Genomic DNA, 20293 nt, shown 5'->3' with positions numbered 1-20293 from the left:
TGCAAGATTTCTCTGTCGTACTTAAACCCGGATCAGTCGGCGTCAACACTGGAAGCTCAATGCTGGGCAGGCCGCATATCAGCGTCCCGATTTAATTGAGGCGCCTTGCGCGGCGAGGGGGCATCTTCTGCGCAAAATACGGGTTCGCAATGCGCGTCGCCGACCGACCCACGGCCAAATACCTGCACTGCTCGAGCGGGGCGTAGCGGCAATCAAGGAGCGCGAAGCGAGCGCGACGCATCTTAGCGCAGGAAATAGCCCGACGGATAACCTGGCGTCTGCGCGCGCGGCCTGTTCTGGTAGGCGTAGGGATCATCGCTCTGGCCTGCGAAATACGGGTTCGCGATACAGCTGAGGGCGCGGCCCGACGAACTCGCCTGGCACTGCGCGTAACTGTCGAACGTGCAATTGCTGAGCCCCGGCCATTCATCGCCGGTGAGACAGAAGGCATGGTGAGTTCCGAACGCATGCGCCGGCGTGCTTCCGCCGGGCGCAAACGCAAATGTGGCGAGCGCGAGCGAAAATATGGCAGAAATGGGGAAAGCAATTCGTCTGCGCATTTCAATTCTCCAATCACGCGAATGTGCGCGCGATATTGTTACGCGTGCATGCCGTATATGTCGTGTAACCGACATTGGAACTCGTGAAAACTCTTGTTTCAAAGGGTTTCCAGCGCGCCCTGATAAATCTTCATTAATGAAGCGCAGCCCTTTGGGGCGGACTGTGGCGTCGAGGTTACAGCAATTCCGTCGAGCGCTGGTATGAACGACGACACGGCCCGGGGGCCTCACGACAAAACTGGAACGGGAATCAAATGAACAAGAATCTGTTGCTTGCTGCTGTGAGCCTTATCGCGCTCGGCGCGGCTGCGCCGGCGGTGGCTGCTGACCTCGCTGCGCGGCCTTACACCAAGGCGCCCGCGATGGTTGCCGCGATCTACGACTGGAGCGGCTTCTACATCGGCGTCAACGGCGGCGGCGGTTCCTCGCACGCGACGTGGGATCTGGTGGGCTTCGGCCGCGATGGTTCGCATGACGCGACCGGGGGCACGGTTGGTGGCCAGATCGGCTACCGCATGCAGTCGGGCCAGTGGGTGTTCGGCGTGGAAGGCCAGGGCAACTGGGCTGACTTCTCCGGCAGCCACGTTGGAGCGATCTCCGGCTTCACCAACAACGCAAAGATCGACTCGTTCGGTCTGATCACCGGTCAGGTCGGCTACGCTTGGAACAACGTGCTGCTCTACGTAAAGGGTGGTGCGGCGGTGGTTGGCACCAAGTACGACGCCTCTTTCGGCGGCGTGTCGCTTGCATCGGCCAACGACACTCGTTGGGGCGGCACGGTCGGCGCGGGCCTCGAGTTCGGGTTCGCTCCGAACTGGTCGGTTGGCGCCGAATACAACCACATCTTCCTGGGTGGCAACGATCAGAACCTGACCGGCGGCATCGGTGTTCTGCCGGTCCACGTCAAGCAGGACGTCGACATGGGCCTCGTCCGCCTGAACTACAAGTTCGGCCCCGGCCAGATGCTCGGCCGTTACTGAGCTTGATCGCTCCATCGAGCGGTTGATGAAAGCCCCGGCCTTGTGCCGGGGCTTTTTTATTGTTTGAATTCAGCGAGTTAACCATCGCTTTTCAAGATGGCGCAGACGGCTTGACTCCTAGGAACAAAATGAGAACAATGTTCTTCATACGTTCTGGTGATGGAGCAAGCCATGTTCAGGATTTTCGTCGAAGAAGCCGCCGCACTCGCCTCGATCGCGCTGTTCGTCGGGATGATCGCAATCTGGGCGCAGGTGATTCCGCAGCTCTAGACCCGCGGTTTTGTAAACCGGTGCTCGGCTCACGGGTGCCCCTTGGGGAAAAGCGGGACGACGCGACCGATCGGCCGCTCCGGCGTGGACTCTGAAGCGGTGAGACCCCACCATTGTGAGGCGAGTCGGCTTGGCGAATGCATGATGCCTCCGGTGCCGGCGACCGCTCCATCCATCTGCAAGAGGCCGTCACGCGACCATGCCGAGCGCCGGATTTGTCCACCTTCACGTTCACTCGGCCTATTCGCTGCTCAAGGGCTCGATCAAGATCGCCAAGCTCGCCGAGCTTGCGAAGAAAGACCATCAGCCGGCCTTGGCGCTGACCGATACCGACAACATGTTCGGTGCGCTGGAGTTCTCCGACAAGATGGCGGGCTCCGGCATCCAGCCGATCGTCGGCTGCGAGATCGCGATCGATTTCGGCGACCAGGATCCCAGTGCGCGCAACGCGCTTCTGCCCTCGCGCGTGGTACTGCTGGCCGCGCAGGAGCGCGGCTACCGCAGCCTGATGCGGCTGAACTCGCGCGCGTTCCTGGAGACGCCCGACACCCACGCCTCCCACATCAAGTTTGACTGGCTGGAGGGCGAGACCGAAGGCCTGATTGTGCTGACGGGCGGTCCGGACGGGCCGATCTCGCTGGCGCTTGCCGCGGGGCAGGCCGAAATTGCCGCCTCGCGCTGCGAGCGTCTGGCCAGCCTGTTTGGCGACCGCCTCTACGTCGAGCTGCAGCGCCACAACACCGAGAAGGAGCGGAGAGTCGAAAGCAGCCTGATCGACATCGCTTACGCCAAGGGCCTGCCGCTGGTTGCGACCAACGAGCCGTATTTCGCCGCGACCGACGATTACGAAGCGCATGACGCGCTGCTCTGCATCGCCGGCGGGCGGCTGATCGCAGAGACCGAGCGCGAGCAGCTCACGCCCGACCACCGCTTCAAGACCCGCGCCGAGATGGCGGTGCTGTTCGCCGATATTCCGGAGGCGCTGGCCTCGACGGTGGAGATCGCCGAGCGCTGCTCGTTCCGCCCGATGACGCGCAAGCCGATCCTGCCGTTCTTCACGGTCGGCGCTGCCGCAAGCTCCGATGCCGCCGCGGTCGAGGCGGCCGAATTGAAGCGGCAGGCCGAGGAGGGGCTCGGCAACCGTTTGCAAGTGCACGGCCTGTCGCCGGGCACCACTGACGAGGACTACAAAAAGCGCCTGGCGTTCGAGCTCGACGTCATCATGCGCATGAAATACGCGGGCTACTTCCTGATCGTGGCCGACTTTATCAAATGGGCAAAGGGCCAGGGCATTCCGGTCGGGCCGGGCCGCGGCTCCGGCGCAGGCTCGCTGGTCGCCTGGGCGCTGACCATCACCGACCTCGACCCGATCAAGTTCGGCCTGCTGTTCGAGCGCTTCCTCAATCCCGAACGCGTCTCGATGCCGGATTTCGACATCGACTTCTGCCAGGACCGCCGCGGCGAGGTGATCAAGTACGTCCAGGAGCGCTATGGTCGCGACCAGGTCGCGCAGATCATCACCTTCGGAACGCTGCAGGCGCGCGGCGTGCTGCGCGACGTCGGCCGCGTTCTGCAGATGCCTTACGGTCAGGTCGACAAACTCACAAAACTCGTGCCGCAGAATCCGGCCGCGCCCGTCACGCTGGCTGCCGCCATCGAGAGCGAACCAAAACTCCAGGCGTTCCGCGACGAAGACCCGGTGGTGGCGCGCGCCTTCGACATCGCCCAGCGTCTCGAAGGCCTGACCCGCCACGCCTCGACGCATGCCGCCGGCATCGTGATCGGCGATCGCCCGTTGAGCGAGCTGGTGCCGATGTACCGCGACCCCAAGTCGGACATGCCGGTCACCCAGTTCAACATGAAATGGGTCGAGCCCGCGGGCCTCGTGAAGTTCGACTTCCTCGGCCTGAAGACGCTGACCGTGCTCGACGTCGCGATCAAGCTGCTCAAGCCGCGCGACATCCATGTCGATCTCGCCACGCTGCCGATCGACGATGCCGAAAGCTACCAGATGCTGGCGCGCGGCGAGGTGGTCGGCGTGTTCCAGGTTGAAAGCCAGGGCATGCGGCGCGCGCTGGTCGACATGCGCCCCGACCGGTTCGAGGACATCATCGCGCTGGTCGCGCTCTACCGCCCGGGTCCGATGGCGAACATCCCGACCTATTGTTTGCGCAAGCACGGCGACGAGGAGCCGGAATATCTGCACCCCGTGCTGGAGCCGATTCTCAAAGAGACGTTCGGCGTCATCATCTACCAGGAACAGGTGATGCAGATCGCGCAGGTGATGTCGGGCTATTCGCTCGGCGACGCCGACCTGCTGCGCCGCGCCATGGGCAAGAAGATCCGCGCCGAAATGGAGAAGCAGCGCGAGATCTTCGTCGCCGGTGCGGTGAAGAACGGCGTGCCGAAGGCGCAGGCCGACACCATCTTCGAGCTCCTGGCGAAATTCGCCGACTACGGCTTCAACAAGAGCCACGCGGCGGCCTATGCGCTGGTGTCCTACCACACCGCCTACATGAAGGCGCATTACCCGGTGGAGTTCATCGCGGCGTCGATGACGCTCGATCTCAACAACACCGACAAGCTTTCCGAATTCCGCTCGGAGGCGCAGCGCCTCGGCATCAAGGTCGAGCCGCCGAACATCAATCGCTCAGGCGCGACCTTCGAGGTCGGCGACAAGACGATCTACTACGCGCTCGCTGCGCTGAAGGGCGTCGGCATTGCCGCTGTCGAGCAGATCATCGAGGAGCGGACGAAGAAGGGACTGTTCACCTCGCTCGCCGATTTCGCCGCGCGGGTCAATCCGCGCGCGATCAACAAGCGCGTCATCGAAAGTCTTGCCGCGGCCGGCGCCTTCGACATGCTGGAGCCGGGCCGGGCGCGCGTCTTCGCCGGTGCGGACGCGATCCTCGCCGCCTGCCAGCGCGCGCATCAGGCCGAGACGATCGGCCAGAACGACATGTTCGGCAGCTCGGCCGATGCGCCGACCGTCATGCTGCCGCAGATCGAGCCATGGTTGCCGGCCGAGCGGCTGCGCCGCGAATATGACGCGATCGGCTTCTTCCTGTCGGGACATCCGCTCGACGATTACGCCACCGTGCTGAAGCGGCTGCGCGTACAGTCCTGGGCCGAGTTCTCGCGCGCGGTGAAGACCGGCGCCACCGCCGGCAAGGTCGCGGCCACCGTGGTGTCGCGCATGGAGCGGCGCACCAAGACCGGCAACAAGATGGGCATTATGGGCCTGTCCGATCCGACCGGACATTTCGAGGCGGTGCTGTTCTCGGAAGGCCTCGCGCAATATCGCGACGTGCTGGAGCCGGGCGCTGCCGTGCTGCTCCAGCTCGGTGCCGAGCTCCAGGGCGAGGACGTGCGCGCCCGCGTGCTGCATGCCGAGCCGCTGGACGACGCCGCGGCCAAGACCCAGAAGGGCCTGCGCATTTTCGTGCGCGACACCAAGCCGCTGGACTCGATCGCCAAGCGTCTCGCCGGACCCGACATGGCGGCGTCGAGCGTCGCGGCACCGAAAGTCGGCAGTCCCGGCACCGCGCCGCGCTCCAACGGCGACGGCGAGGTCTCGCTGGTGATGATGCTCGACCTCGAGACCGAGGTCGAGATGAAGCTGCCCGGCCGTTTCAAGGTCTCGCCGCAGATCGCCGGCGCCATCAAGGCGGTGGCGGGTGTCGTGGACGTGCAGCAGCTTTAGCAACACGCACGAAGTTGCAGCCGGTTGCATGTTTTGCGCGGGTGATGCTGTGGTCCCGTTGCAACCTGTCGCTGATTCCGGTTAGCATGCCCCGGGGGAAAATCTGGGGGAGTGATGCTATTGCGTGGGCTGGTGTTGCTTGTGGCTGCGGCATTGCTGTGCGGCTGTGAGACGGCGAGAAGTGGGCTCGGGTATTCGGAGGCGGTACGAAAGCTGGGTCCGCCGAAAGCCGGGCAGGCACGCGTCGTCGTGTTTCGCGAGAAGGGCTTCGGCGGCATCGGCGATCCGGACTGGGCATTTTCCCTCGACGGTACGCCGATCAAGGGCCTGAAGACCGGGACATATGTCTATGTCGATCGCCCGGCGGGCCAACACCAGTTCGTAGCAGAGGAGGCGGCGCTCGGCGTGACGCGCGTGGACTTCTCGGCTCAGTCCGGCCAGACCGTGTTCTTCGTTGCGCGCTTCAGTCAGCGCAAGAGCGCCATGATCGCGAACGCGAGCACTGGGCTGCTGGGCTGGGGTCTCACACTTGCGATGACGTCCGGCTATAAAAATCAGGGACCGCTGGATTTCCTGCCCCTGGATGAACCGGCCGCCATGACGACAATCGCAGAGCTTCGCTTGGCGGAATAGGCCCGCGCGAAACTCGGGCGCCGGCCCGCACCGTCATTTGTGGTTTCGTCACATCGTTGCGGCTATGATTGCACCGATGCCGTTGGTCCATCGCGCCGGGAGGAAACGTAACATGTGCGACAAATGCAATGAATCCCTACAGGAGAAGATCGTACCATCGCGGCGGTCCGCGATGTTGTTTGGTGCCTCGGCCCTCGGCCTCGCCTTGACCGGCAGGACCTTCGCCAAGGAGACGAAAACGCCGCCCAAGCCGCAGAACGTGCTGTCGCCCGACGCATCATTGAAACGCTTGATGGAAGGCAATGCGCGCTATGTCGACGGCGTGGCGCGGCGTCATGATTTCAAGCACGAGCGCGAGGCGCTGGCCGGCGGGCAGAACCCGTTCGCGGCCGTGCTGAGCTGTGCCGATTCGCGCATCGCGCCGGAATATGCCTTCGACACCGGCCGCGGCGATCTGTTCGTCTGCCGCGTCGCCGGAAATTTTGCCGGCACCGAGACCATCGCCAGCATGGAATATGCGGTCGCCGTGCTCAACGCGCCGCTGATCCTCGTTCTCGGCCATGACGCTTGCGGCGCCGTCGATGCGACGCTGAAGGCGATCAAGGACAACAAGCCGCCGCCGGGCCACATCCCCTCGCTGGTCGATGCGATCGCGCCTGCCGCCAAGGTTGCGATGCAGCAAGGCGGGAACGTCCTCGACAATGCGATCCGGCAGAACGTGATCGACAACGTTGCGAAGCTGAAATCGGCGGCGCCGATCCTCAATGCGGCCGTGGAGCAGGGCAAGCTCAAGGTCGTGGGCGGCATCTACCGGCTCACGACGGGAACGGTCGAACTGATCGCGCAGGGCTGACGCGCCGATCGCCTCGCGCCGGTCCACCGTCGCGAGGCTGATGCGAGTCTGACGCAGGAGCTTGGCGCCGGCAACGGGCGCCATGCCTCCGCCTCAATCCAAGCCCTTCGTTATTTGGGCCTTTCGTTCAAGTGCCATTCAGCTGGCCACGCGTTTGATGCGTGGCGGCACCTCAACAACAAAAAGCGGGCAAGCAAGCGATGCATGGGACGCTCAGAGCCTTCATCTGCCTTCTCCTGCCGATCGCGGTTTTTGCCGCGGGCGCGCCGGATCCGGCGCGCGCTCAGCAGCAGGAAAAGCGCATCGCGCTCGTGGTCGGCAACGGCGCCTATGCCAAGTCGCCGCTGGCGACGACCGCGAACGATGCCGGCCTGATCGCGCAGACGCTGCAAGCGGCGGGCTTCGACGTTGTCGGCGCCCGCGATCTCGACGGCGACACGCTGCGCAAGAGTTTTCGCGACTTCATCCAGAAGGCGCAGGCCTCCGGCCCCGGCACCGTCGCGATGATCTATCTCGCCGGCTACGGCGTGCAGCTTGCGGGTGAGAACTATTTCATCCCGGTCGATTCCAACATCACCCGTGACACCGACATTCCGACCGAAGGCCTGCGCATCAGCGACTATGCGCGGCAGCTCGCTTCCGTTCCGCTCAAGGCCAACATCGTCGTGCTCGATGCAGCGCGGGCGCAGCCCTTCGTCGAGGGCGGCCAGCCGATCGCGAGCGGGCTTGCGTTGGTCGAGCCCGATCCGAACATGCTGATCGCCTTCAATGCCGCGCCCGGCACGGTGGCGCCGGAGGAGCCGGGGCCATACGGCATCTACGCGCAATCGCTGGCGGAGATGATCCGCACCGGCGGCCTGCCACTGCCTGATGTGTTCGATCGCGTTCGCCTGCGCGTCAACGAGGCCAGCAAGGGCGCGCAGGTACCCTGGAACGAGCAGAAGATATCGGCGCAGTTCTCGTTCTTCGAGCGCGGCCCCGACGCACCGCCGCAGGAGGCCGCGCCCGACCAGGTCGCCGCGATGCGTAACAAGCCGATCCGCGACCTCGGCGTCCAGGATGCCTACGCCGCCGCGCTCGCGCGCGACACACTGCCGGCCTATGAGGAGTTTCTCGGCGCCTATCCGAATGATCCGATGTCCAAGCGCGTGATGGCGATCGTCGCGGCGCGCCGCGAGGCGATCACCTGGCGGCGGACCTATCGGACCGATACGCCGGAAGCCTATTGGTCGTATCTGCGTCGCTATTCGCGAGGGCCGCATGCGGCCGACGCGCGCCGTCGCCTGGCGATCCTGACCGCGCCGGTCGAGCCGCCGCCGAGCTTTGCGATGATCGACTATGACGTACCGCCTCCGCCGCCGGAGGAGATCGTCTATGTCGACCGTCCGGTGCTGTATTTCAGCGATCCCGATTTTGGCTTCGCGCCGCCGCCGCCGCCGCCGATCTACTATCTGCCGCCGCCGCCGCCGGATTTCGTCGTGCTGTCGCCGCCAATGCCGGTGCTCGGCCTGTTCGTGCTGCCGCAGCCGGTTTTCGTGCCGATCCCGGTGTTCGTCAGACCGCCGATCTATGTCGCGCCGCCGCCGAACAACATCATCTACCAGAACATTCACAACACCACGGTCATCAACACCGTCATCAACCGGCCGCAGGCATTGCCGGCGGGTGCGGGGCCGGGGCCCGGACCGGGCAATCTCGCACCAGCCGTTGCCGGCCGGGCCAGCCCGGCCGGTCCCGCCGTGCCGCAGGCGGTCGCGCAGCGCGCCGCCCTGATTCAGCAGGGCAAGGCGCCGATGCCGCCGAGCGCGACGATGCAGCCGACAGCAAGGCGAGGGCTAGCTCCGGCGACGCCGGCCAATGTCGCGCCGACCGCGGCACCGATCGGAGCGCCAACCGCTGCTCCATCGGCCAAGCTGCCCCAGGCCAATACACTGCCGGTTCCAGGGAGCCATGGCGGGCCGCCGACGCCACCAGCGGGGGCAGGGCCTCTGCCGGGCGGCAGACCTGTACCTCCGACGGCGACTGCACCCGGCGCGCCGCTGCCGACGCATCCGGGGGCGCCGACGACTGCTGGTCCCGGTACCGCTCTGCCGGCTCATCCCGGTGCGCCAACCGCCGCGGCGCCGCCGACGGCTAAGCCCATCACTGCAAATCCGGCCGCTGCGGCCGGCCAATCGCCGAAGCCGCCGGTGGCCCAGCCCGGGACCGGGCCCGGGGAGCATGGCAAGTCCGCGACCCGCAACCCGGCTGGCACGCCGCCTGCTGCCCGCACGCCTCCCGGCGCAGCTGGACGACCGGTCACCCCGCCGCCCTCTGCCGCGCGCGAGCCGATCAGGCCTCAGAATCAGCCGTCGGCTACTCCCGCGCAGGCCGCCCGGCCGTCGGCATCACCACCGCGGCCTCAGGCCGTGGCGAGGCCGACGCCTCCGCCAGCCGTGGCGCGTCCGGCCCCGCCGCCTCCGCCGCGTGTTGCATCGCCGCCGCCGGCCCGGGTGGCTCCCCCCGTCGCGGCCGCTCGGCCAGCGCCGCCGCCAATGGCCCGACCCGCGCCGCCGCCGCCGGTAGCCCGGCCGGCGCCACCGCCGCCGCCCCGGATGGCCGTCGCGCCACCGCCGCGCCCGGCAGCACCTCCGCCGCGTCCCGCGGCCCCGCCGCCGGCGGCAAAGAAATGCCCGCCGAACCAGCCCAGATGCTAGTCGCGGGCCAGGGCGCAGCAGGGTCTTTCCGGAAGAGGGCCTCTCGCGGGCGAAAACCGCCGCAGAATGGCCCTTATTTCCTTGCTTCTGGCCGGAATCGCGCTATACAGCGCGCCATCTCACACGGAAGCATGGCTCACAAGGCCGTCCGGTGGCAGCCGGGGCGACAACGCTCCGTTTTGCTCACACGCTTCCGGAGGAACCAACCGGAGAATTAGAACCATGGCACTACCCGATTTCACTATGCGTCAGCTCCTCGAAGCCGGCGTGCACTTTGGTCACCAGTCTCACCGCTGGAATCCGAAAATGGCCCCTTTCATTTTCGGCGCTCGCAACAACATCCACATCGTCGACCTCGCGCAGACCGTGCCGTTGCTGCACAACGCCTTGCAGGCGGTCAGCGACACTGTCGCCAAGGGCGGCCGCATCCTGTTCGTCGGCACCAAGCGCCAGGCGCAGGACGGCGTCGCCGACGCTGCCAAGCGCTGCGCGCAGTACTTCGTCAATTCGCGCTGGCTCGGCGGCACGCTGACCAACTGGAAGACGATCTCGGGCTCGATCAAGCGCCTGCGTCATCTCGACGACGTGCTCGCCGGTGGCGATGCCTCCTCCTACACCAAGAAGGAGCGCCTGACGCTTCAGCGCGAGCGCGACAAGCTCGACCGTTCGCTCGGCGGCATCAAGGACATGGGCGGTCTGCCCGACCTGATCTTTGTGATCGACACCAACAAGGAAGACATCGCGATCCAGGAAGCCCAGCGGCTCAACATCCCGGTCGCCGCGATTGTCGATACCAATTCGGACCCGAAGGGCATCACCTATGTGGTGCCGGGCAATGACGACGCCGGCCGCGCCATCGCGCTTTATTGCGATCTGATCGCGCGTGCGGCGATTGACGGCATCTCGCGTGCCCAGGGCGATTCCGGCGTCGACGTCGGCGCTTCGGTTCGGCCGGCCGCCGAAGAGCTGCCGGTCACGAGCGGCTTCCAGGGCCTCGCCGGTCCGCGCGGCACCTCCGACGACCTCAAGAAGCTCCCGGGCGTGTCGGGTGCGATCGAGAAGAAGTTCAACGACCTCGGCATCTTCCATTTCTGGCAGCTCGCCGAGCTCGATCACGACACCGCGCACAAGATCGGCGAAGAAGTCGGTCTGCCGAGCCGGGCCGATGCCTGGGTGGCCAAGGCCAAGGCGCTGACCGCGGAAGCGGAATAGTCAAAAGAGCGATGGGTTGGCCGGATAAGCTCCGGCCACCATTTCAGTTGACGCGAATTCCTGAGATGGACCGCGGCGGGGCAATTGAATGCCACGCCGCGGCGAACCGGCAGGCAAAAAGGATTCTCAACGATGGCAACGATCACAGCTGCGATGGTCAAGGAGCTGCGCGAGTCGACCGGCGCGGGCATGATGGACTGCAAGGCCGCGCTGACCGAAAACGACGGCAACATGGAAGCGGCGCAGGATTGGCTGCGCAAGAAGGGTCTGTCGAAGGCCGCCAAGAAGTCGGGCCGCGTCGCCGCCGAGGGGCTGATCGGCGCGCTCACCAAGGGCACCAAGGGCGTCGTGGTCGAGGTCAACTCCGAGACCGACTTCGTCGCGCGCAACGGCCAGTTCCAGGGCCTCGTCAAGATGATCGCCCAGGTCGCATTCGACGTCGGCGCCGATGTCGAGAAGATCAAGGCCGCCAAGGTCGGCGACGTCACGATCGAAGCCGCGATCAATGACGCGATTGCCACCATCGGCGAGAACATGACGCTGCGCCGCGCAGCTTCGCTCGAAGTGAGCCAGGGCGTGGTGTCGAGCTACGTCCACGGCGCGGTCGTCGAGGGCGCCGGCAAGATGGGCGTGATCGTGGCGCTGGAATCGCCGGGCAAGGCCGATGAGCTCGCAACGCTCGGTCGCCAGATCGCGATGCATGTCGCGGCCGCCAATCCGCTGGCGCTCGAACCGTCCGGTCTCGATCCGGCGGTCGTCAAGCGCGAGAAGGACGTACTCGCCGACAAATATCGCCAGCAGGGCAAGCCCGAGAACGTGATCGAGAAGATCGTCGAGTCCGGTCTCAAGACCTACTACAAGGAAGTCTGCCTGCTCGAGCAGGCCTTCATCCACGACACCGGCAAGTCGGTGGCGCAGGCGCTGAAGGAAGCCGAAGGCAAGGTCGGTGGCGCGGTGAAGATCGCGGGCTTTGTGCGCTATGCTCTCGGTGAGGGAATCGAGAAGCAGGAAAGCGACTTCGCGGCCGAGGTCGCCGCGGTCAGCGGCAAGAAGTAAGCGCCGGAACGTTCCTTCCGGCGTGCCGCCGGAAGCGGCGCCCGGACAAGGAAAGTGCTCATGACTGATCCGGTCTATCGTCGCGTCGTGATCAAGCTGTCCGGCGAGTATCTCGCGGGACAGCAGGGTTTTGGCATCGACCAGCCGACCATCGACCGGGTCGCGGACGATCTGATCGCCGCCCGCCAACTGGGCACCGAGGTTGCGGTCGTGATCGGCGGCGGCAACATCTTTCGCGGCGTCGAGGTGTCCTCGCGCGGCGTGTCGCGCCCGACAGGCGACACCATGGGCATGCTCGCCACCATGATGAACTGCCTCGCGCTGGAGGCGACGATCGAGCGCAAGGGAACGCCGGCGCGCACGCTGTCGGCCTTCGTCATGCCCGAGATTTCCGAGCTTTTCACCCGCACCGTGGCGCACAAATACCTCGCCGAGGGCCGGATCGTGCTGCTCGGCGGCGGAACCGGCAATCCGTTCTTCACCACCGACACGACCGCAGTGCTGCGCGCCGCCGAAATCGGCGCCGAGGCGGTGCTGAAGGCAACCAATGTCGACGGCGTCTACTCGGCCGACCCGAAGAAGGATCCGACGGCGACGCGATTCGACCGTCTGACGCATTCGCAGGCGATCGAGGGCGGCTACAAGGTGATGGATGCGACCGCCTTCGCGCTTGCCCGCGAGACGTCGCTGCCTATCATTGTGTTCTCGATCGCGGAGCCGGGTTCGATCGGCGCTATACTGCGTGGCGGCGGCCACGGAACCATTGTCGCCGGCTGACGGCTCGTCGTTGCGCCCTGAGAGAAGGGTGCGGAGAGGTCGCCGGGATTTTGAAGGAGAAACGTGATGGCCACGGATAATTTCGACCTCAACGAAGTGAAGCGCCGCATGCAGGGTGCCGTCCAGTCGCTCAAGCACGAACTTGGCGGCCTGCGCACCGGCCGCGCCTCCGCCTCGATGCTCGACCCGGTGCAGGTCGACGCCTATGGCACCCACATGCCGCTGAACCAGCTCGCCACCGTCAGCGTGCCGGAGCCGCGCCTGATCTCGGTGCAGGTCTGGGACAAGTCGATGGTCAAGGCGGTAGAGAAGGCGATTGTCGATTCCAATCTCGGCCTGTCGCCCGCGACCGAAGGCCAGGTGCTGCGCCTGCGCATTCCCGAGCTTAACGAGGAGCGCCGCAAGGAGCTCGTCAAGGTCGCGCACAAATACGCGGAAGCCGCCAAGGTCGCCGCCCGCCATGTCCGCCGCGACGGGCTCGACGTTCTCAAGAAGCTCGAAAAGAATCACGAGATGTCCGAGGACGATCAGAAGCGTCACTCCGACGAGGTGCAGAAGGCGACCGACGGCACGATCTCCGAGATCGACCAGTTGCTGGCTGCCAAGGAAAAAGAAATCCTCACCGTCTAAAGCGCGATGGATCGCGCTTTAGGTTATTGTTCGCGCATGATCTTTTCGGAAAACCGCTTCGCACTTTTCCGGATCATGCTTTAAGGCATCCTCATGTCCAACGCCGCCGCGCCAGCAACGGAAGGACCCGATCGGTCCGAGGCGCCTGCGCATGTCGCCATCATCATGGATGGCAACGGGCGTTGGGCGGCCGCGCGCGGCTTGCCGAGGGCGGAAGGCCATCGCCGCGGCGTGGAGGCCCTGCGCCGCGTGGTTCGCGCGTCGCATGAGCTCGGCATCCGCTATCTCACCATCTTCTCCTTCAGCTCGGAAAACTGGTCCCGTCCGGCGAGCGAGATCGGCGATCTCTTCGGCTTGTTGCGCCGCTTCATCCGCAACGATCTGGCGAGCCTGCATCGCGACGGCGTCAAGGTCCGCATCATCGGCGAGCGGGACGGGCTGGAGGGCGACATATGCGCACTCCTCAACGAGGCCGAGGAACTGACGCGCGACAACACGCGCCTCACGCTCGTCGTCGCCTTCAACTACGGCTCGCGGCAGGAGATCGCGAAGGCGGCACAGAAGCTCGCGCGCGAAGTCGCAGAGGGGCGGCGCGATCCCGACACGATCGATGCCGAGACCCTGGGGGCGCATCTCGACGCGCCCGACATTCCCGATCCCGATCTCATCATCCGCACCAGCGGCGAGCAGCGGCTGTCCAACTTCCTGATGTGGCAGGCCGCCTATAGCGAGCTTGTCTTCGTGCCGATTCACTGGCCCGATTTCGACAAGGCGACGCTGGAAGGCGCCATCGCCGAATTTGCCAGGCGCGAACGCCGTTTCGGCGGCCTGGTCGCGAAAACCGCCTCGTGAGCGAACCCGACGCCGCCCCGGCCGGCTCTCAGCCTGCCCAGAGCAATCTCGTGATGCGAGTCCTCGCAGCACTGGTGCTGGCGCCGCTCGCCATTGCACTCGCTTATGCCGGCGGTTGGCTGTGGGCGCTTCTCGTCACCCTGGTATCGATCGGACTGTTCGCGGAATGGCTGATGGTGGTGGGCGCGGGATCGGTCGCGTTGACCGCCGCAGGGACCATCGTCATCGCCTTGATGGGATCCTGCGTCGCCTTCGGCGCGCTGAAGACCGCAATCATCACCGGCCTCATTGGCGGTGCGATCGTCACGGCGATCGCGCGGGGCAAGTTCGTCTGGGCGGCCTCCGGATTCGCCTATGCATCGGCGGCGCTGCTGGCCTCGATCCTGCTGCGGCAGGATCTCGTGAACGGCTTCGCCGCGCTGATGTTCGTGCTGCTGGTGGTGTGGGCGACCGATATCGGCGGCTATTTCGCCGGCCGAAGCATCGGCGGACCGAAGCTGTGGCCGCGGGTGAGCCCGAAGAAGACCTGGTCAGGGGCGCTCGGCGGCTTTGCCGCGAGCCTTCTGGTTGCGGCCGGCTTTGCCGCTTGCGGGGTCGGAAAGATGGTTCCATTACTGCTCGTCAGCGCCATCCTGTCGGTCGTGTCGGCCTCTGGGGACCTCTTCGAATCCGCGGTGAAGCGGCGCTTCGATGTCAAGGATTCCAGTCACTTAATTCCCGGCCATGGCGGGCTATTGGACCGTCTGGACGGTTTTGTCGCTGCCATCCTGGTGGCATGGATTATTGGTTTCCTCCGCCATGGTGTGCATAGCGCCGGAAGCGGTCTTATGGTTTGGTGAGGACATGAGCGCGGTTCCATTGCGTAACAACAAGGCTGCGGCATCGACCGTCCGCAGCGTCACGGTTCTCGGCGCCACCGGTTCGATCGGCGACAGCACGATGGATCTGCTGCGCGCCTCTCCCGAGCGCTACCGGGTCGAGGCGCTGACGGCGAACAGCAATGTCGCAGCGCTGGCAAAACTCGCGAAGGAGTTTTCCGCGCGCTTCGTCGCGATCGCCGACACCTCGAAGTTTGCCGAGCTCAAGGATGCGCTCGCGGGCACCGGCACCGAATGCGGCGCCGGCGAAAGCGCTGTGATCGAGGCCGGCGCGCGTCCGGCCGATTGGGTGATGGCCGCCGTGAGCGGCGCCGCCGGATTGAAGCCGGCACTGGCGGCGGTCGATCGCGGCGCGCATGTCGCGCTCGCCAACAAGGAATGTCTCGTCTGCGCCGGCGATTTCTTCATGCAGCGCGCGGCGAAAGCGGGCGCCTGCATCCTGCCGGCCGATTCCGAGCATAACGCGCTGTTCCAGGCGCTCGGCTCAGGTAATCGCGACGAGCTCGTCCGTGTCATCATCACGGCCTCCGGCGGCCCGTTCCGGACCTGGAAGCCGGCCGACATCGAGCAGGCAACCCTCGAGCAAGCCCTGAAGCATCCGAACTGGAGCATGGGCCAGAAGATCACGATCGATTCCGCCTCGATGATGAACAAGGGGCTCGAGGTGATCGAGGCCTCCTATCTGTTCGCGCTGAGTCCGGACGAGATCGACGTCCTCGTGCATCCGCAGTCGATCATCCACGGCATGGTCGAGTTTTCCGATCGCTCGGTCGTGGCCCAGCTCGGTGCACCCGATATGCGCACGCCGATCGCGCATTGTCTCGGCTGGCCCGACCGCATCAAGGGGCCAGCTGCCAAGCTCGATCTGGCCAAGATCGGCCAGCTGACCTTCGAGGCGCCGGATTTCGAGCGCTTCCCCGGGCTGCGCCTGGCCTTCGATTCGCTTCGGACCGGGAAGGGCGCCACCACCGTCTACAACGCCGCCAACGAGGTCGCGGTCGCCGCCTTCATCGCCGGTAAGATCCGGTTCGGCGCGATTGCCAGGCTGGTGGAAGCGACGCTGGACGACTGGATCCGGAGCGGGAACCAGGCCCCGCTGACGTCAGCCGACGATGCAATCTCTGTTGACCATGTTGCGCGAAATAGAGCTGCCGCCCTATTGCCTCAAATTGCCTTAAAGGCATCCTAGATGGTTCGCGGCCGGGGCCTTGCGGCGCTGGATGAGGGAATTCGATGATCGACTTTTTCGTCCATAGTTTCAATACGTTGAGCCATGGACTCCTTGGCTATGCGGTTCCCTTCCTGTTCGTCCTGACCATCGTCGTGTTCTTCCATGAACTCGGCCATTTTCTGGTCGCGCGCTGGGCGGGCGTTCGCGTGTTAACTTTTTCGCTCGGCTTCGGACCTGAGCTGGTCGGTTTCAACGACCGTCACGGCACCCGCTGGAAGATCTCGGCGATCCCGCTCGGCGGCTATGTCAAGTTCTTCGGGGACGAGAGCGAGGCTTCGACGCCGTCATCCGAGAAGCTAGCGGCCATGACGGCCGAGGAGCGCGCCGGCAGCTTCCATCACAAGAAGGTCGGCCCGCGCTCCGCCATCGTTGCCGCCGGACCGATCGCCAATTTCATTCTGGGCGCGCTGATCTTCGCCGGCATGGCGTTGTATTACGGCAAGCCGAGCACGATCGCGCGTGTCGACGGTGTCGTCGCCGACGGCGCTGCGGCGACAGCCGGCTTCAAGATCGGCGACGTCGTCGTCCAGATCGACGGCAAGCCGATCGAGAGCTTTGCCGACATGCAGCGAATCGTTGCGATGAACGCCGGTTCGGCGCTTGCCTTCGAGGTCAAGCGGGACGGCAGCATCGTGTCGCTGACCGCGACCCCGGCACTGCTGGAGCGCAAGGATCCCTTCGGCAACAGCCATCGCCTGGGCGTGCTCGGCATCGAGCACAAGTCTCAGGCGGGCGAAGCCTCGACCTCGCCGGTCGGCGTCGGCGAAGCGCTCAAGATCGGGGTTGAGCAGGTCTGGTTCATCATCACCAGCACCTTCAAGTTCCTGGGCGCGCTGTTCGTCGGAAACGGCAATCCGAACGAGGTCAGCGGTGTGCTCGGCATTGCGAAGATGTCGGGGCAGGCGGCCAGCGCCGGGTTCCAGTTCGTGATCAACCTGTGCGCGGTGCTGTCGGTGTCGATCGGCCTGTTGAATCTGTTCCCGATCCCGCTGCTCGATGGCGGTCACCTCATGTTCTATGCGGCGGAGGTGGCCCGTGGGCGGCCCCTGTCCGAGCGGACTCAGGAGATGGGATTCCGAATCGGGCTGGGTTTGGTGCTGATGCTGATGGTGTTTGCCACCTACAACGACATCCTGCGGATGGCCGCATCCTGATAGGGCTTTTTTGTGGCGTTGCTGGGCGTTGCTCTTGGGCAACGTCTTGGAATGAAAATGAAATTACGGCGCGCTCGGCCGTTTGCGGCGTCGTTTAAATTGGCTACAAGCGGCTTGAACTTGGGGAATCTCCAGACCGGCGTTGGGGTTGGGTCTGGTGCGGAATGATAAGGGCGCGCTGCGCAATGAAGTTTGGACTGCGACTCCGGGGGGGCTTGCTCGCAACCCTGATCATGTTCGGCGCGCCGGTGCTTACCCCGGTTGGGGCTGCTTTTGTGTCTTCGTCTGCGCTCGCTCAGACCGTGCAGTCGATTTCCGTTGAAGGAAATCGCCGTGTCGAGGTGGAGACGATCCGCTCCTATTTCAAGGCGGGTCCCGGCGGTCGCCTGGATCAAGGTGCCATCGACGACGGCCTCAAGGCGTTGATCGAGACCGGTCTGTTCCAGGACGTCAGGATCAACCGCGGTGCCGGTGGCCAGATCGTCGTCTCCGTGGTGGAAAACCCGGTGATTGGCCGCATTGCCTTCGAGGGCAACAAGAAGATCAAGGACGAGCAGCTCACTGCCGAAGTCCAGTCCAAGGCCCGCGGCACCTTTTCCCGGGCCATGGTGCAGTCCGACACGCTGCGAATCGCTGAAATCTATCGCCGCTCCGGCCGCTACGACGTTCGCGTCACCCCTGAGATCATCGAGCAGCCCAACAACCGCGTCGACCTCATCTTCACGGTCGAGGAGGGCTCCAAGACCGGCGTCAAGTCGATCGAATTCGTCGGCAACAGCGCGTTCTCGTCCTACCGCCTGCGCGACGTCATCAAGACGCATGAATCGAACCTGTTGAGCTTCCTCGCCAGCAGCGACATCTACGATCCCGATCGCGTCGAAGCCGACCGCGACCTGATCCGCCGCTTCTATCTCAAGAACGGCTTCGCCGACGTCCAGGTCGTGGCCGCGCTCACCGAATACGATCCGGAGAAGAAGGGCTTCAACGTCACCTTCAAGATCGAGGAAGGCTCGCAATACCGCGTCGGCGCGATCGACTTCCGCTCCAGCATTCCGAACTTCGATCCCACCTCGATGCGCAACTATTCGCGCATCAATGTCGGCTCGCTCTACAACGTCGAATCGGTCGAGAAGTCGGTCGAGGAGATGCAGATCGAGGCCTCACGCCGCGGTTATGCCTTCGCCGTGGTCCGTCCCGGCGGCGACCGCAACTTCGAGGCGCACACCGTGTCGGTCGTGTTCAACATCGACGAGGGCCCGCGCACCTATATCGAGCGCATCAACCTTCGCGGCAACACCCGCACGCGCGACTACGTGATCCGTCGTGAGTTCGACGTCTCTGAAGGTGATGCCTACAACCGCGCGCTGGTCGACCGTGCCGAGCGGCGCTTGAAGAACCTCGACTATTTCAAGAGCGTGAAGATCACGACGGAGCCCGGTTCGTCGAGCGACCGCGTGATCCTGCTCGTCGACATGGAAGAGAAATCGACCGGCGACTTCTCGGTCTCGGGCGGTTATTCCACCACCGACGGCGCGCTGGCCGAAGTCTCGGTTTCCGAACGCAATTTGCTCGGCCGCGGCCTGTTCGCCAAGGCGTCGGTGACCTATGGCCAGTACGCCCGCGGTTACTCGCTGTCGTTCGTCGAGCCCTATCTGCTCGACTATCGTGTTGCGCTGGGTCTCGACTTCTATCAGCGCCAGCAGCTGTCCAACAGCTACATCTCCTACGGCACCAAGACGCTGGGCTTCTCGCCGCGCCTCGGTTTCGCCTTGCGTGAAGATCTGTCGCTGCAGCTGCGCTACTCGATCTACCAGCAGGAAATCACGTTGCCGTCCTACCTCGCGAACTGTAACAACGTGCAGACGCTGCCTGATGGCACTCCTAATCCTGCCTTCAATCCGAGTCCGGCCTTTGCCAACTCCATTGGCATGAGCCTTGCCTCGACCAACGGCCTCGGCTGCTACAGCGACGGTGAAGCTTCGCTGCCGGTGCGCAAGGAGCTTGCGGGCGGCAAGACCCTGACCTCGGCGCTCGGTTACACGCTGACCTACAACACGCTGGACAACAACAAGAACCCCACCGACGGTCTGCTCGTCGATTTCCGGCAGGATTTCGCCGGCGTCGGCGGCGACGTCTCCTACCTGAAGTCCGTCATCGACGCTAAGTACTACGCTCCGCTGGTGTCTGACGTCGTCGGCCTCGTCCATTTGCAGAGCGGCATGCTGAACAAGATCGGCTCCAACGACCTGCGCATGCTCGATCATTTCCAGATGGGCCCGAACCTCGTCCGCGGTTTCGCCCCGAACGGCATCGGCCCGCGCGACATCAACCCATACGACACGCAGGACGCCCTTGGCGGCACCAAGTATTGGGGCGCTTCGGTCGAATTGCAGATGCCGTTCTGGTTCCTGCCGAAGGAAGTTGGTCTGAAGGGCGCGGTCTATGCCGATGCCGGCGGCCTGTATGACTATAAGGGGCCGACGACGTGGGGAGTGACTGGCGAAACGACCACGCCGTTTAACTCCGGCTGCACGGCTTCGACCACCAATCCGGCGACGCCAGGTACCTGTACCGGCCTGATCTACGACGACAGCAAGGTGATCCGATCGTCGGTCGGTGTCGGCCTGATCTGGCAGTCGCCGTTCGGTCCGCTGCGCTTCGACTACGCCTTGCCGCTCAGCAAGGGCAAGTACGACCGTACGCAGGAGTTCCGGTTCGGCGGCGGCACCTCGTTCTAATTCGATCAGCACGGCACGATCCGGATCACTGGAGCCGGTTTCCGAAAGGGATCGTGCCGATTTAAGAGAT

Annotated in this window: 16 protein-coding genes; 14 read left to right on the top strand and 2 right to left on the bottom strand. The window is 64.7% G+C overall.

All coding sequences use genetic code 11. The features are described from left to right. Window positions 1-91 precede the first annotated feature (91 nt). Together ABIB00_RS14390 and ABIB00_RS14385 are read right to left on the bottom strand one after the other, a co-directional pair. On the bottom strand, window positions 92-241 hold the full coding sequence (locus tag ABIB00_RS14390; protein WP_354104802.1) for a DUF3551 domain-containing protein: 150 nt from the start codon (window positions 239-241) through the stop codon (window positions 92-94). Window position 242: 1 nt separating this feature from the next. After that, entirely contained in the window at window positions 243-560 is a 318-nt protein-coding gene (locus tag ABIB00_RS14385) for a DUF3551 domain-containing protein (protein WP_354104801.1), read from the bottom strand. A gap of 254 nt (window positions 561-814) precedes the next feature. Here ABIB00_RS14385 and ABIB00_RS14380 point away from each other — a divergent pair, with 254 nt between their 5' ends. The 14 genes from ABIB00_RS14380 to bamA all read left to right on the top strand — a co-directional run bounded on the left by ABIB00_RS14380 (window position 815) and on the right by bamA (window position 20223). Then, window positions 815-1540: an outer membrane protein gene (locus tag ABIB00_RS14380; protein WP_247349262.1), complete on the top strand. Its 726-nt coding sequence runs from the start codon at window positions 815-817 to the stop codon at window positions 1538-1540. A 469-nt stretch (window positions 1541-2009) separates the two neighbouring features. Beyond that, on the top strand, window positions 2010-5513 hold the full coding sequence (gene dnaE / locus ABIB00_RS14375) for a DNA polymerase III subunit alpha (protein ID WP_354104800.1): 3504 nt from the start codon (window positions 2010-2012) through the stop codon (window positions 5511-5513). Between the two features lie 114 nt (window positions 5514-5627). Continuing rightward, window positions 5628-6146 (top strand): hypothetical protein, encoded by a 519-nt coding sequence (locus ABIB00_RS14370; RefSeq protein ID WP_354104970.1) that lies wholly within the window; start codon window positions 5628-5630, stop codon window positions 6144-6146. Window positions 6147-6258: 112 nt separating this feature from the next. Continuing rightward, window positions 6259-6999 carry a carbonic anhydrase gene (locus ABIB00_RS14365; RefSeq protein WP_354104799.1) on the top strand — a complete coding sequence of 247 codons (741 nt, stop codon included), beginning with the start codon at window positions 6259-6261 and terminating at the stop codon, window positions 6997-6999. A gap of 200 nt (window positions 7000-7199) precedes the next feature. Next, entirely contained in the window at window positions 7200-9695 is a 2496-nt protein-coding gene (locus ABIB00_RS14360) for a caspase family protein (protein ID WP_354104798.1), read from the top strand. A gap of 222 nt (window positions 9696-9917) precedes the next feature. Next, window positions 9918-10907 (top strand): 30S ribosomal protein S2, encoded by a 990-nt coding sequence (locus tag ABIB00_RS14355; RefSeq protein WP_247349258.1) that lies wholly within the window; start codon window positions 9918-9920, stop codon window positions 10905-10907. 132 nt (window positions 10908-11039) lie between these two features. Further along, window positions 11040-11963: a translation elongation factor Ts gene (tsf, locus tag ABIB00_RS14350; RefSeq protein ID WP_354104797.1), complete on the top strand. Its 924-nt coding sequence runs from the start codon at window positions 11040-11042 to the stop codon at window positions 11961-11963. A 60-nt stretch (window positions 11964-12023) separates the two neighbouring features. Continuing rightward, the gene (gene pyrH / locus ABIB00_RS14345) at window positions 12024-12740 is read left to right on the top strand and encodes a UMP kinase (protein WP_247349256.1); all 717 of its coding nucleotides are present in this window, start codon (window positions 12024-12026) and stop codon (window positions 12738-12740) included. 66 nt (window positions 12741-12806) lie between these two features. Further along, on the top strand, window positions 12807-13370 hold the full coding sequence (frr, locus tag ABIB00_RS14340) for a ribosome recycling factor (protein ID WP_247349255.1): 564 nt from the start codon (window positions 12807-12809) through the stop codon (window positions 13368-13370). A gap of 93 nt (window positions 13371-13463) precedes the next feature. Continuing rightward, window positions 13464-14222 (top strand): isoprenyl transferase, encoded by a 759-nt coding sequence (locus ABIB00_RS14335; RefSeq protein ID WP_247349253.1) that lies wholly within the window; start codon window positions 13464-13466, stop codon window positions 14220-14222. Next, window positions 14219-15061: a phosphatidate cytidylyltransferase gene (locus ABIB00_RS14330; RefSeq protein ID WP_354104796.1), complete on the top strand. Its 843-nt coding sequence runs from the start codon at window positions 14219-14221 to the stop codon at window positions 15059-15061. The genes ABIB00_RS14335 and ABIB00_RS14330 overlap by 4 nt, the downstream gene beginning before the upstream one ends. Window positions 15062-15065: 4 nt before the next feature. After that, window positions 15066-16289: a 1-deoxy-D-xylulose-5-phosphate reductoisomerase gene (gene dxr / locus ABIB00_RS14325; RefSeq protein WP_354104795.1), complete on the top strand. Its 1224-nt coding sequence runs from the start codon at window positions 15066-15068 to the stop codon at window positions 16287-16289. Between the two features lie 44 nt (window positions 16290-16333). Next, window positions 16334-17485 carry an RIP metalloprotease RseP gene (gene rseP, locus ABIB00_RS14320; RefSeq protein ID WP_247349250.1) on the top strand — a complete coding sequence of 384 codons (1152 nt, stop codon included), beginning with the start codon at window positions 16334-16336 and terminating at the stop codon, window positions 17483-17485. Between the two features lie 185 nt (window positions 17486-17670). Beyond that, entirely contained in the window at window positions 17671-20223 is a 2553-nt protein-coding gene (bamA, locus tag ABIB00_RS14315) for an outer membrane protein assembly factor BamA (RefSeq protein ID WP_354104794.1), read from the top strand. The last annotated feature ends 70 nt before the right edge of the window (window positions 20224-20293 follow it).

The sequence above is a fragment of the Bradyrhizobium sp. LB14.3 genome (assembly GCF_040547985.1).
In the GTDB taxonomy this organism is placed as follows: domain Bacteria; phylum Pseudomonadota; class Alphaproteobacteria; order Rhizobiales; family Xanthobacteraceae; genus Bradyrhizobium.
The sequence above is the reverse complement of the archived record's forward strand: the minus strand, read 5'-3'. Positions and strand labels throughout refer to the sequence as shown.